A 13989-nucleotide genomic window follows, 5' to 3' on the forward strand; every position below is an offset into this window, starting at 1 on the left:
ATCCTGGAAGATTGCCGCGCGAATAGCTGGAGCCTGCGTCCCTGCTGCATGGTTCTGGCTTACCGAGTCGCGCATTTCTGCTCCGTTTGGCGCAAAAAAAACGTGCTTAACAATCTATGGGCCGCTCCTGTTCTGGTGCTCTATCGCATCCTCACCGAGTGTCTGTTTGGCTACGAAATCCAGGCGGCCGCGACAATTGGCCGCCGCTTCACCATCCACCATGGTTATGCAGTGGTCATCAATAAATTCGTGGTGGCAGGGGATGATTTTACGATTCGTCATGCGGTGACCATCGGCAATCGTGGCCCGCAAAGCCTGGCCTGTCCGGTGATTGGCAATAACGTCGAGCTTGGGGCAAACGTGGTCATCATTGGTGATATTACCGTTGGGAACAATGTCACCATCGGTGCAGGCAGCGTGGTGCTGGACAGCATTCCTGATAACGCGCTGGTGGTGGGTGAAAAAGCCCGCGTGAAGGTAATGAAATGAATATTCTGCAATTTAACGTTCGCCTCGCAGAAGGCGGTGCAGCAGGCGTCGCGCTGGATTTGCATCAGCGCGCACTGCAAAAAGGGTTACAGTCGCGTTTTGTGTACGGTTATGGCAAAGGTGGTAAAAAAAGCGTCAGTCACGATAACTATCCGCAGGTCATGAAACAAACGCCACGCTTAACGTCGATCGCTAACATTGCGCTGTTTCGCCTGTTTAACCGCGATCTGTTTGGGAACCTGAACAATATTTATCGCCAGGTCACCCGCATGTCTGGCCCTGTGGTCCTCCATTTTCACGTTTTGCACAGCTACTGGCTGAATCTGGAAGAGGTGGTGGCGTTTTGTGAAAACGTCCAGGCGCATAAGCCGGACATCACCTTTGTCTGGACTCTGCACGATCACTGGAGCGTCACCGGACGCTGCGCGTTTACCGATGGCTGCGAAGGCTGGAAAAGCCACTGCCAAAAATGCCCGACGCTGGATAACTATCCACCGGTGAAAGTGGACAGAGCACGCAAGCTGGTGGCGGGAAAACGTCAGTTATTCCGTGACATGCTGGCGCTCGGCTGCACCTTTATCTCTCCGAGCCAGCACGTTGCCGATGCATTCAACAGCTTATATGGGGCAGGGCGCTGCAAGATTATCAACAATGGGATTGACGTAGCGACGGAAGACATTCTGGCCGAGTTGACTCCGATTGCGAACACGCTCGGCAAACCCAAAATCGCGATCGTGGCGCACGATCTGCGTTACGACGGCAAAACCAATCAGCAACTGGTGCGCGACATGATGGCGCTCGGCGACAAGATTGAGCTTCATACCTTCGGTAAGTTCTCGCCGTTTGAAGGGGCCAACGTTATCAATCACGGTTTTGAGACCGATAAACGCAAGCTGATGAGCGCGCTTAACGGAATGGATGCGTTGGTTTTCAGCTCCCGCGTCGATAACTATCCGCTGATTTTGTGCGAAGCGCTGTCCATCGGCGTACCGGTGATTGCCACCCACAGCGATGCCGCGCGCGAAGTGCTGGAAAAATCCGGCGGGAAAACCTTTAGCGAAAACGAAGTACTGCCGATGGTGCAATTACCAAAGGCTGAGATCGCACAGGCCGTTTTTGGCACCAGCCTGGAATCGTTCCGCAACCGCAGCCGCAAAGCGTACAGCGGCCAACAGATGCTGGAGGAATATGTCTCGTTCTATCAGAATCTGTAGTTATCTGCTGCTGCCGCTGATCTATCTGCTGGTTAACGTTAAAATTGCCCAGCTCGGCGAAAGCTTCCCGATAACCATCGTCACCTTCTTGCCCGTTCTGCTTTTGCTGTACGTTGAAAAAATCAGCATTAAGAAGCTGATGATTGCGCTGGGGCTGGGTGTGGGCCTCACGGCATTTAACTACCTCTTTGGTCAGTCGCTGGACGCCAGCAAGTATGTCACCTCCACCATGCTGTTTGTTTATATCGTGATTATTATTGGCATGGTGTGGAGTATTCGCTTTAAAACTATTTCGCCGCACAATTATCGGAAAATCCTTAGGTTCTTTTATATTGCCGTGGCGTTAATTGTTATGCTTGCTGCGATGGAAATGGCGCAAATTATTTTGACAGGCGGCAGTAGCCTGATGGAAATAATTTCGAAATATCTCATTTACAGTAATAGCTATGTACTGAACTTCATTAAGTTTGGCGGTAAGCGAACCACCGCGTTGTATTTTGAACCGGCATTTTTTGCTCTGGCGTTAATCTCAATTTGGCTCAGTATCAAACAGTTTGGTATCAAAACCCCCAAGACCGATGCTATGATTCTTGCAGGGATTGTACTGTCAGGTTCCTTCTCTGGGGTAATGACATTTATCTTGTTTTACCTGCTGGAATGGGCATTTCAGTACCTCAATAAAGACGCGATCAAGAAAAAGCTACCCTTAGCGATAATTTCGCTAACCGTACTGCTGGTGGGTATTATTTTTGCCTTCCCGTATATCTCTACGCGCCTGGGCGATTTAGGAACGGAAGGATCATCCTCCTATTATCGCATTATCGGTCCGCTGGTGATGGTGGGTTATTCATTAACCCATATTGACGGGGTAGTAAGATTTGGCTCACTTTACGAATATGTCGCATCATTCGGAATCTTTAACGGTGCGGATGTCGGTAAAACCATAGACAATGGTCTGTATCTGCTCATTATTTATTTTTCGTGGTTTGCCGTGCTGTTAACAGCGTGGTACCTGTTTAAAGTTTTCAAAATGATGATCAATGCATTTGGTGATAACCAAAATTTTCGGGTGCAGTTGTATCTTTTTACGCCGGTGTCGCTGTTTTTTACCGGGTCAATATTTAGCCCGGAATATGCGTTCTTAATAGTTTGTCCGTTTATTTTGCGCAAGGCGCTAAATATGACGAATTCATGACGAGGTGGTTTTATGTTTCTTAGCGTCATTACTGTCGCCTTTCGCAATCACGAAGGGGTAGTAAAAACCTGGCGCTCGCTGCGCAACCTGGCACGCGACCCCAGCCTCACGTTTGAATGGATCGTGGTCGATGGCGGCTCGGACGACGGCACCGCTGAATTTTTGGAAAAACTCAACGGTGAGTTCAACTTACGCTTCATCAGCGAGAAAGATAAGGGCATTTACGATGCCATGAATAAAGGTATCGATTTAGCGCAAGGCCGCTACGCTATCTTTTTAAATTCGGGTGATGTGTTCCACGAAGATGTGGCCTTATTTGCCCGGCAGCTGTCGCGTCAGAAGGATGATGCAATGGTCATCGGCGATGCTTTATTGGATTTTGGTGACGGCACTAAAGTTCGTCGCGGTGCCAAGCATGGCTGGTATATTTATCACAGCCTTCCGGCCAGCCATCAGGCGATTTTCTTCCCGACGGCGGGGCTGAAAAAACATCCCTATGATTTGCAATATAAGGTGTCGTCAGATTATGCACTGGCTGCCAGTCTGTATAAATCAGGCTATCCGTTCCGTCGCATAAAGGGGCTGGTCTCTGAATTCTCGATGGGAGGCGTGTCAACCTCCAATAATCTTGAATTATGTCAGGATGCCAGGAATGTCCAGCGCAAGATATTACGCGTTCCCGGTTTTTGGGCGGAATTGTCTTATTTTGTTCGTTTGAAAACAACGGGCAAAACGAAAGCCTTATATAACAAAGCCTGAATATAAGGAATAGTGATGCAGGACCTTAAAGGATTCTCCGTGCCCAAAGGATTTCGGGGCGCAAGTGGAATAAAAGTTCAGTTGTGGTGGGCCGTGCAGGCAACGTTATTTGCCTGGTCGCCGCAGGTGCTGTATCGCTGGCGAGCCTTTTTACTGCGTTTATTTGGTGCAAAAATCGGAAAAAACGTCGTTATTCGCCCGTCGGTGAAGATTACTTACCCGTGGAAATTAACGCTCGGCGATTACGCCTGGGTAGGCGATGACGCGGTGTTATATACCCTTGGGGATATTACGATTGGCGCTCATTCGGTGGTATCACAAAAATGTTATTTGTGCACCGGCAGTCACGATTTTATGAGTCCGCATTTTGATATTAACGCCACGCCGATTGTGATTGGCGAAAAGTGCTGGCTGGCGACAGATGTTTTTGTTGCACCTGGTGTTTCTGTTGGCGATGGCACCGTAGTGGGTGCGCGCAGCAGCGTTTTTAAATCGCTACCGGCAAATAAGATTTGCCGTGGCAACCCCGCAGTGGTGATACGCGAACGCGTTGAAACTGATTAAATTCGATAAGTAGAGGAATATAAACATGTCTAAAGTCGCTCTCATCACCGGCGTTACCGGGCAAGATGGTTCTTATCTGGCAGAGCTTCTGCTGGAAAAAGGGTACGAAGTCCATGGTATTAAGCGCCGTGCGTCTTCGTTTAACACCGAACGTGTCGACCATATCTATCAGGATCCACATTCAGCGAATCCAAAGTTCCATTTGCACTATGGCGATCTGACGGATTCCTCCAACCTGACCCGTATCTTGCAAGAAGTGCAGCCGGATGAAGTGTACAACCTGGGGGCGATGAGCCACGTTGCGGTCTCGTTCGAATCCCCTGAATACACCGCCGATGTTGATGCTATGGGCACGTTGCGTCTGCTGGAAGCCATTCGCTTCCTGGGTCTTGAGAAGAAAACGCGTTTCTATCAGGCGTCGACTTCAGAGCTGTACGGCCTGGTGCAGGAAACCCCGCAGAAAGAGACGACACCTTTCTATCCGCGCTCCCCGTACGCTGTCGCAAAACTGTACGCCTACTGGATCACCGTGAACTACCGTGAATCTTATGGCATGTACGCCTGTAACGGCATTCTGTTCAACCACGAATCACCACGTCGCGGCGAAACCTTCGTGACCCGTAAAATTACCCGTGCGATCGCTAACATCGCGCAGGGTCTGGAGAAGAAACTGCACCTCGGCAACATGGATTCCCTGCGTGACTGGGGCCATGCGAAAGATTACGTGAAAATGCAGTGGATGATGTTGCAGCAGGACACCCCGGAAGATTTCGTGATCGCAACCGGCGTGCAGTACTCCGTGCGTCAGTTCGTCGAAATGGCCGCCGCACAGCTGGGTATCAAACTGCGCTTTGAAGGCACTGGCGTAGAAGAAAAAGGCATCGTTGTGTCCGTGACCGGCCACGATGCACCAGGCGTGAAGGCAGGCGATGTGATTGTTGAAGTTGACCCGCGCTACTTCCGTCCTGCTGAAGTGGAAACGCTGCTCGGCGATCCGACCAAAGCACACCAAACGCTGGGCTGGAAACCGGAAATCACCTTGCAGGAAATGGTCTCTGAAATGGTCGCTAACGATCTGGAAGCGGCGAAAAAACACTCCCTGCTGAAGTCCCATGGCTACGAGGTTGCCATCGCGCTGGAGTCTTAAGAATGACCAAACAACGTATTTTTGTCGCCGGTCATCGGGGGATGGTGGGGTCTGCCATCGTCCGCCAGCTTGAACAGCGCGGCGACGTAGAGGTGATTGTTCGTACTCGCGACGAACTTGATCTGCTGGATAGCAAAGCGGTGCAGAGTTTCTTCGCGAACGAACAGATTGACCAGGTGTATCTGGCGGCAGCAAAGGTGGGCGGCATTGTCGCCAACAATACCTACCCGGCAGATTTCATCTTTGAGAACATGATGATCGAAAGCAACATTATCCACGCGGCGCATCTGCACAACGTGAATAAGCTGCTGTTCCTGGGGTCATCCTGTATTTATCCGAAGATGGCTAAACAGCCGATCCCCGAAAGCGAACTGTTGCAGGGCACGCTTGAAGAGACCAACGAGCCGTATGCGATTGCCAAGATTGCCGGCATCAAGCTGTGCGAGTCTTACAACCGCCAGTATGGCCGTGATTATCGCTCGGTGATGCCGACCAATCTCTATGGTTCGCACGATAACTTCCACCCGAGCAACTCGCACGTGATCCCGGCGCTGCTGCGTCGCTTCCACGAAGCAACGGCGGAAAGCGCGCCAGACGTGGTGGTGTGGGGTAGCGGTACGCCGATGCGTGAATTCCTGCACGTGGATGACATGGCTGCGGCCAGCATTCACGTGATGGGGCTGGACCGCGAAGTGTGGCAGGAGAACACCGAACCGATGCTGTCGCATATCAACGTCGGCACTGGTGTGGACTGCACCATCCGCGAGCTGGCGCAGACCATCGCGCAGGTGGTGGGCTATAAAGGCCGCGTGGTATTCGATGCCACCAAGCCAGACGGCACGCCGCGTAAATTGCTGGATGTGACGCGTCTGCATCAGCTGGGCTGGTATCACGAGGTATCACTTGAGCAGGGGCTGGCAAGCACCTACCAGTGGTTCCTGGAAAACCAGCACCGCTTCCGGGGGTAATCATGTTTTTAAGTCAGGAAGATTTTGCCACGGTCGTACGTTCTACCCCGCTCATTTCCATCGATTTGGTGGTGGAAAACGAGCGAGGAGAGTTCCTGCTGGGTCAACGAACCAATCGCCCCGCTCAGGGGTACTGGTTTGTACCGGGCGGGCGCGTGCAGAAGGATGAGACGCTTGAGCGCGCTTTCGAGCGCCTCACGCTGGCGGAACTGGGCCTGGGTTTGCCGATGACCGCCGGTCAGTTTTACGGAGTCTGGCAGCACTTCTATGACGATAACTTTTCCGGCACCGATTTCAGCACCCACTACGTGGTGCTCGGTTTTCGCCTGAAGGTGAGTGAGGCAGATTTACATCTGCCTGATGCTCAGCACGACGACTACCGTTGGCTGAAACCGGATGCGCTACTTGCCAGTGAAAACGTGCATGACAACAGCCGCGCGTATTTCCTGGCAGAACGTCAGGCCGGGGTGCCGGGCTTATGAAAATTTTAGTGTACGGCATTAACTATTCGCCTGAACTCACCGGTATCGGCAAGTACACCGGTGAAATGGTCGAGTGGATGGCAAGCCAGGGTCACGAGGTGCGGGTCATTACGGCCCCGCCTTACTACCCGGAATGGAAAGTCGGTGAGCAGTATTCAAACTGGCGTTATCGCCGTGAAGAGGGGCGCGCCACCGTATGGCGTTGCCCGCTGTATGTACCAAAACAGCCCTCTACGTTAAAGCGCCTGATTCATCTGGGCAGCTTTGCGCTGAGCAGTTTTTTCCCGCTGATGGCCCAGCGCCACTGGAAGCCGGATCGCATTATCGGCGTGGTACCGACCCTATTTTGCACGCCGGGCATGCGTTTGCTGGGCAAGCTTTCGGGCGCTCGCACGCTGCTGCACATTCAGGATTATGAAGTGGATGCCATGCTCGGTCTGGGGATGGCCGGTAAAGGCAAGGGCGGCAAAGTAGCAAAACTCGCCAGCGCTTTTGAGCGCAGCGGGCTGCACAACGTGGATTATGTCTCGACCATTTCGCGCTCAATGATGAACAAAGCGCAGGAAAAAGGCGTCGCGGCGGAAAAAGTGATTTTCTTTCCGAACTGGTCAGAAGTGGCGCGCTTTCGTGATGTCACCAACAGCGATGCTCATGCGTTACGCAACCAGCTAGGTTTGCCTGAAGACCAAAAAATCATTCTTTACTCAGGCAACATCGGCGAAAAGCAGGGCCTGGAAAGCGTTATCGATGCGGCGACCCAGCTTAATAAACAATCATGGATGTTTGTGATTGTCGGGCAGGGCGGCGGTAAAGCGCGACTGGAGAAAATGGTCAGCGAACGCGGCCTGCAAAACGTCAAATTCTTCCCGCTTCAGTCTTATGAGGCGTTGCCTGCGCTACTCAAAATGGGTGATTGCCATTTAGTCGTGCAAAAGCGCGGCGCGGCGGATGCGGTTTTACCGTCAAAACTCACCAACATTTTGGCCGTTGGCGGCAACGCGGTGATTACCGCTGAACCCGAAACCGAGCTGGGCCAGCTGTGCGACCTCTATCCGGAGATTGCCGTTTGCGTGGAACCGGAATCGGTATCCGCACTGGTTGCCGGTATCGAACGGGCGCTTGCCATGCCAAAAGTCAACACGGTGGCACGTGAATATGCCGAACGCACGCTCGAAAAAGAGAACGTGCTTAGCCAATTTATTGCAGATATACGGGGATAAATCATGAGTCTTAGCAAATTGTATCCGGTCGTGATGGCTGGGGGCTCTGGTAGCCGGTTGTGGCCGCTGTCCCGCGTGCTCTATCCCAAACAGTTCCTCTGCCTGAAAGGGGATCTCACCATGCTGCAAACCACGGTCAATCGCCTGAATGGTGTGGAGTGCGAAAGCCCGGTGGTGATTTGCAACGAGCAGCATCGCTTTATCGTCGCCGAGCAGCTGCGTCAGCTGAACAAGCTGACCGAGAACATCATTCTTGAACCCGCAGGACGTAATACCGCACCGGCCATCGCGCTGGCGGCGCTGGCGGCCCAGCGCAGCAGCCCGGATTGCGATCCGCTGATGTTGGTGCTGGCGGCAGACCATATCATCCAGCAGGAAGAGGCCTTCCGCGATGCGGTACGCGCCGCTATTCCGTATGCCGACAGCGGCAAGCTGGTGACGTTCGGCATCGTGCCGGATCTGCCGGAAACCGGCTATGGCTACATTCGCCGCGGTGACGTGACGCCGGGCGAGGGCGATAGCGTGGCGTTTAACGTCGCGCAGTTCGTGGAAAAACCGAATCTTGAAACGGCGCAGGCCTATGTTGGCAGCGGCGAATATTACTGGAACAGCGGCATGTTCCTGTTCCGCGCGGGTCGCTATCTGGAAGAGTTGCAAAAGTATCGCCCGGATATCCTCAGCGCCTGCGAAAAGGCGATGGCCGTTGTTGACCCGGATCTGGACTTTATCCGCGTCGATGAAGCCTCGTTCCTCGCCTGTCCGGAAGAGTCCGTTGACTATGCGGTGATGGAACGCACGGCGGATGCGGTTGTGGTCCCGATGGATGCCGGGTGGAGCGACGTCGGCTCCTGGTCCTCGTTGTGGGAAATCAGCGCGCATACTGCGGAAGGCAACGTACATCATGGCGATGTGATCAGCCATAAAACGGAAAATAGCTACATTTATGCCGAATCAGGGCTGGTCACGACCGTGGGCGTGAAGGACCTGGTGGTTGTGCAAACCAAAGATGCGGTTTTGATTGCCGATCGCAATGCGGTGCAGGACGTCAAAAAAGTGGTCGAGCAGATTAAGGCTGATGGCCGCCATGAGCACCACATTCACCGTGAAGTCTATCGTCCGTGGGGCAAGTATGACTCCATTGACGCGGGTGACCGCTATCAGGTCAAGCGTATCACCGTGAAACCAGGCGAAGGCTTGTCGGTGCAAATGCACCATCACCGCGCAGAACATTGGGTGGTCGTCGCCGGTACGGCGAAAGTGACCATCGATGGCGAAATCAAACTGCTCGGTGAAAACGAATCTATCTACATCCCGCTGGGTGCGAAACATTGCCTGGAAAACCCGGGGAAAATTCCGCTCGATCTGATTGAAGTGCGCTCCGGCTCGTATCTGGAAGAGGACGATATTGTCCGCTTTGAAGATCGTTACGGGCGGGTATAGCACCTTTGCATCATGCCCGGTGGCGCTGCGCTAACCGGGCCTACCAATGACAAAAATAATGTGGCCATTAATCGGCCAGGGCCGACTGTTGCCTGAAGAAGGGGTCATCATGGAAAAGTTAACCTGTTTTAAAGCCTATGATATTCGCGGCAAGCTGGGCGAAGAGTTGAATGAAGATATTGCGTGGCGCATTGGCCGCGCGTACGGCGAATATTTAAAGCCGAAAACGATTGTGCTGGGTGGCGATGTGCGCCTGACCAGCGAAGCGCTCAAGCTGGCGCTGGCAAAAGGGCTACAGGACGCGGGCGTGGACGTGCTGGATATCGGTTTGTCCGGTACCGAAGAGATTTACTTTGCAACTTTCCATCTGGGCGTGGACGGCGGTATCGAAGTGACTGCCAGCCATAACCCGATGGATTACAACGGCATGAAGCTGGTGCGCGAAGGCGCTCGCCCGATTAGCGGCGATACGGGCCTGCGCGACGTGCAGCGTCTGGCCGAAGCGAACGACTTCCCGCCGGTTGTTGACGAGAAACGCGGCAGCTACCAGCAAATCGACCTGCGTAAAGACTATATCGATCATCTGCTGGGCTACATCAACGTAGCCAACCTTAAGCCGCTGAAGCTGGTGATAAACTCCGGCAACGGCGCGGCGGGCCCGGTGGTCGACGCGCTGGAAGCCCGTTTCCAGGCGCTGAACGTGCCGGTCACCTTCATCAAAGTTCATAACACGCCGGACGGTAACTTCCCGAACGGTATTCCTAATCCGCTGCTGCCCGAGTGCCGTGACGATACCCGCAACGCGGTGATTGAGCACGGCGCGGATATGGGTATCGCTTTCGACGGTGACTTTGACCGGTGCTTCTTGTTCGACGAGAAAGGCCAGTTTATCGAAGGCTATTACATCGTCGGCCTGCTGGCAGAAGCGTTTCTTGAGAAAAATCCGGGGGCGAAAATCATCCACGACCCGCGTCTTTCCTGGAACACGGTTGATGTGGTCAGCGCCGCGGGCGGAGAGCCGGTGATGTCTAAAACCGGGCACGCGTTTATTAAAGAACGCATGCGCGAAGAGGACGCTATCTACGGCGGCGAGATGAGCGCTCACCATTACTTCCGTGATTTTGCCTATTGCGACAGTGGGATGATTCCCTGGCTGCTGGTGAGCGAACTGCTGTGCCAGAAGGGCCAGACGCTGGGCGAACTGGTACGCGATCGTATGACGGCATTCCCGGCAAGTGGCGAAATCAACAGCAAGCTGGAAAAACCCGCTGAGGCGATTGCTCGTGTTGAGCAGCATTTTGCCATTCACGCGCTGGAAATCGACCGCACGGACGGTATCAGCATGGCGTTCCCGCAGTGGCGCTTTAACCTGCGCTCGTCGAACACCGAGCCGGTGGTGCGCCTGAATGTGGAATCCCGCGCCGACATCCCTCTGATGAAGGCGCGAACGCAGGACATTCTGGCGCTGTTGAAACAGTAATACGAAATCTAAAACCTAAAGCCTTACCCCTCACCCTAACCCTCTCCCCAAAGGGGAGAGGGGATTGCACGGAGCTGTCTTTTCTCCCTCGCCCCTTTGGGGAGAGGGCGGGGGGAGGGGCAAAGGAACTCAAGGAACAACGATGACAAATCTAAAAAAGCGCGAGCGAGCCAAAACGAATGCATCGTTAATCTCTATGGTGCAGCGTTTTTCTGACATCACCATCATGTTCGGTGGGCTGTGGGTAGTGTGTCAGGTAAGCGGTCTATCGTTTTTATATATGCACCTGTTGATGGCGCTTATTGCGCTGGTGGTATTCCAGATGATCGGGGGAATGACCGATTTCTACCGTTCGTGGCGCGGCGTCAAAATGACGACCGAGCTGATGCTGTTGCTGCAAAACTGGACCCTCAGCCTGATCTTCAGCGCCGGGTTGGTGGCATTTAGCAGCGATTTTGATAACAGCTTTGTGACCTATCTTTGCTGGTATGTGTTAACCAGCGTCGGGCTGGTGGTGTGCCGTTCGCTTATCCGCTTTGGCGCAGGTTGGCTGCGTAACCGTGGCTATAACACCCGCTTTGTTGCCGTCGCGGGTGATTTGCCCGTTGGGTTGAACCTGCTCGATAGCTTTCGCAATGAACCCTGGCTGGGGCTGGAGGTGGTGGGGGTTTACCACGACGCAAAACCCGGCGGTGTGCCGTCGGAATGGGCAGGCAATTTTGCACAGCTTATCGACGATGCCAGAGCAGGGAAAATCCATAACGTTTACATCGCCATGCCGATGAGCGAGGAACACAGCATCCGCAACCTGATGCGCGAGCTGGCGGATACCACCTGCTCGGTGAGCCTTATTCCTGACGTGTTTACTTTTAATATTCTGCATTCGCGTGTTGAAGAGGTGAACGGCGTGCCGGTGGTGCCGCTGTATGACACGCCGCTTTCCGGGATTAACCGTGTGCTGAAACGCCTGGAAGACATTGTACTGGCCACGTTGATTTTGCTGCTGATCTCCCCGGTACTGTGCGGGATTGCGCTGGCGGTAAAAATGACCTCGCCTGGCCCGATTATCTTCCGCCAGACCCGCTACGGCATGGATGGTAAGCCGATCAAGGTCTGGAAGTTCCGCTCCATGAAGGTGATGGAAAACGACAGCGTGGTGACCCAGGCGACGCAAAACGATCCGCGCGTGACCCGCGTTGGTAACTTCCTGCGCCGTACCTCGCTCGACGAACTGCCGCAGTTTATCAATGTGCTCACCGGCGGGATGTCGATCGTCGGCCCGCGTCCGCATGCGGTGGCGCATAACGAAGAGTACCGCGCCCTGATTGAAGGCTACATGCTGCGCCACAAGGTGAAACCTGGCATTACCGGCTGGGCGCAAATCAACGGCTGGCGCGGCGAAACCGACACGCTGGAAAAAATGGAAAAACGTATTGAATTCGACCTGGAATACATCCGCGAGTGGAGCATCTGGTTCGATATCAAAATCGTCTTTCTGACCATCTTTAAAGGCTTTGTGAACAAAGCGGCGTATTAAGGAACGGTCATGAGCTTACGTGAAAAAACCATCAGCGGCGCAAAGTGGTCGGCAATGGCAACGGTCATCATCATCGGTCTGGGGCTGGCGCAGATGACCGTGCTGGCGCGCATCATCGATAACCACCAGTTTGGGCTGTTGACCATCTCACTGGTGATTATCGCTTTGGCCGATACGCTCTCGGACTTTGGCATTGCGAACTCGATTATTCAGCGCAAACAAATCAGCCAACTGGAGCTGACGACGCTTTACTGGCTGAACGTGGGGCTGGGTATCACGGTATTTGTGGCGGTGTTTCTGCTGAGCGATTTTATTGGCGACGTGCTGAATAACCCGGACCTCGCACCGCTTATCCGCACGCTCTCGTTTGCCTTTGTGGTGATCCCGCATGGGCAGCAATTCCGCGCATTGATGCAAAAAGAGCTGGAATTCAGCAAGATTGGCATGATCGAAACGACCTCGGTGCTGGCGGGCTTTACCTTTACCGTAGTGAGCGCGCATTTCTGGCCACTGGCGATGACGGCGATCCTGGGTTATCTGGTCAATACCGCCGTGCGCACACTGCTGTTCGGCTACTTTGGCCGCAAGATTTACCGACCTGGTCTGCATTTCTCCCTTGCTTCCGTGTCGTCTAACCTGCGCTTTGGCGCGTGGCTGACCGCTGACAGCATTATCAATTACGTCAATACTAACCTGTCTACGCTGGTGCTGGCGCGTATCCTCGGGGCGAGTGTCGCGGGCGGCTATAACCTGGCGTACAACGTGGCGGTTGTCCCGCCAATGAAGCTTAACCCGATTATCACCCGCGTGTTGTTCCCGGCGTTTGCCAAGATTCAGGACGATACCGAGAAGCTGCGCGTGAACTTCTACAAGCTGCTGTCGGTGGTGGGGATTATTAACTTCCCGGCGTTACTCGGGTTGATGGTGGTTTCCAATAACTTTGTCCCGCTGGTGTTTGGTGAAAAGTGGAGCGGGATTGTGCCGATCCTGCAACTGCTGTGCGTGGTGGGGCTATTGCGTTCCGTTGGGAATCCGATCGGTTCACTGCTGATGGCAAAAGCGCGCGTGGATATCAGCTTCAAATTTAACGTATTCAAAACCTTCTTGTTCATTCCGGCCATTATCATCGGCGGCCAGACGGCGGGGGCGATTGGCGTGACGCTCGGCTTCCTGCTGGTGCAAATCATTAATACCGTGTTGAGCTACTTCGTGATGATCAAACCGGTGCTGGGCTCCAGCTATCGGCAGTACATCCTGAGCCTGTGGCTACCGTTCTACCTGTCGCTGCCGACGCTGGCGGTGAGCTATGGGCTGGGTATTGTGCTCGACGGTCATCTGGCACTGGGCATGCTGCTGACGACGCAAATTACCGCGGGCGCGCTGGCGTTTATGGTGATGATTGTGCTGTCGCGCAACGCGCTGGTGGTGGAGATGAAACGTCAGTTTTGCCGTAACGAAAAAATGAAAACGCTGCTTCGCGCAGGCTAGATATTT

13 protein-coding genes are annotated in these 13989 nt (G+C 53.7%); all 13 read left to right on the top strand.

The window, feature by feature from the left end:
- On the top strand, positions 1–489 hold the full coding sequence (wcaB, locus tag AC6EMZ_RS08270) for a colanic acid biosynthesis acetyltransferase WcaB (RefSeq protein WP_498402302.1): 489 nt from the start codon (positions 1–3) through the stop codon (positions 487–489).
- Entirely contained in the window at positions 486–1703 is a 1218-nt protein-coding gene (wcaC, locus tag AC6EMZ_RS08275) for a colanic acid biosynthesis glycosyltransferase WcaC (RefSeq protein ID WP_498401967.1), read from the top strand. Before wcaB ends, wcaC begins: the two co-directional genes overlap by 4 nt.
- On the top strand, positions 1678–2898 hold the full coding sequence (gene wcaD, locus AC6EMZ_RS08280) for a colanic acid polymerase WcaD (protein WP_498401968.1): 1221 nt from the start codon (positions 1678–1680) through the stop codon (positions 2896–2898). The genes wcaC and wcaD overlap by 26 nt, the downstream gene beginning before the upstream one ends.
- 12 nt (positions 2899–2910) lie before the next feature.
- Positions 2911–3657 carry a colanic acid biosynthesis glycosyltransferase WcaE gene (gene wcaE / locus AC6EMZ_RS08285; RefSeq protein ID WP_498401969.1) on the top strand — a complete coding sequence of 249 codons (747 nt, stop codon included), beginning with the start codon at positions 2911–2913 and terminating at the stop codon, positions 3655–3657.
- 15 nt (positions 3658–3672) lie between these two features.
- The gene (wcaF, locus tag AC6EMZ_RS08290; RefSeq protein ID WP_498401970.1) at positions 3673–4221 is read left to right on the top strand and encodes a colanic acid biosynthesis acetyltransferase WcaF; all 549 of its coding nucleotides are present in this window, start codon (positions 3673–3675) and stop codon (positions 4219–4221) included.
- A gap of 25 nt (positions 4222–4246) precedes the next feature.
- Positions 4247–5368, top strand: a complete 1122-nt coding sequence (gene gmd, locus AC6EMZ_RS08295) for a GDP-mannose 4,6-dehydratase (protein WP_498401971.1) — start codon at positions 4247–4249, stop codon at positions 5366–5368.
- Positions 5369–5370: 2 nt separating this feature from the next.
- Positions 5371–6336 (top strand): GDP-L-fucose synthase, encoded by a 966-nt coding sequence (gene fcl, locus AC6EMZ_RS08300; RefSeq protein ID WP_498401972.1) that lies wholly within the window; start codon positions 5371–5373, stop codon positions 6334–6336.
- A gap of 2 nt (positions 6337–6338) precedes the next feature.
- Positions 6339–6818 (top strand): GDP-mannose mannosyl hydrolase, encoded by a 480-nt coding sequence (locus tag AC6EMZ_RS08305; RefSeq protein WP_498401973.1) that lies wholly within the window; start codon positions 6339–6341, stop codon positions 6816–6818.
- Positions 6815–8038, top strand: a complete 1224-nt coding sequence (gene wcaI, locus AC6EMZ_RS08310; protein ID WP_498401974.1) for a colanic acid biosynthesis fucosyltransferase WcaI — start codon at positions 6815–6817, stop codon at positions 8036–8038. The genes AC6EMZ_RS08305 and wcaI overlap by 4 nt, the downstream gene beginning before the upstream one ends.
- 3 nt (positions 8039–8041) lie before the next feature.
- A complete protein-coding gene (cpsB, locus tag AC6EMZ_RS08315; RefSeq protein WP_498401975.1) occupies positions 8042–9478 on the top strand; it encodes a mannose-1-phosphate guanyltransferase in 1437 nt (478 codons plus the stop codon).
- 109 nt (positions 9479–9587) lie between these two features.
- Complete coding sequence (gene cpsG / locus AC6EMZ_RS08320) at positions 9588–10958, top strand: colanic acid biosynthesis phosphomannomutase CpsG (protein WP_498401976.1); 1371 nt, start codon at positions 9588–9590, stop codon at positions 10956–10958.
- A gap of 142 nt (positions 10959–11100) precedes the next feature.
- Positions 11101–12495 carry an undecaprenyl-phosphate glucose phosphotransferase gene (gene wcaJ / locus AC6EMZ_RS08325; protein WP_498401977.1) on the top strand — a complete coding sequence of 465 codons (1395 nt, stop codon included), beginning with the start codon at positions 11101–11103 and terminating at the stop codon, positions 12493–12495.
- Positions 12496–12504: 9 nt separating this feature from the next.
- Positions 12505–13983 (top strand): colanic acid undecaprenyl disphosphate flippase WzxC, encoded by a 1479-nt coding sequence (wzxC, locus tag AC6EMZ_RS08330; protein ID WP_498401978.1) that lies wholly within the window; start codon positions 12505–12507, stop codon positions 13981–13983.
- Positions 13984–13989: the final 6 nt, after the last annotated feature.

The organism is Enterobacter sp. SCRI0065 (genome assembly GCF_059766475.1).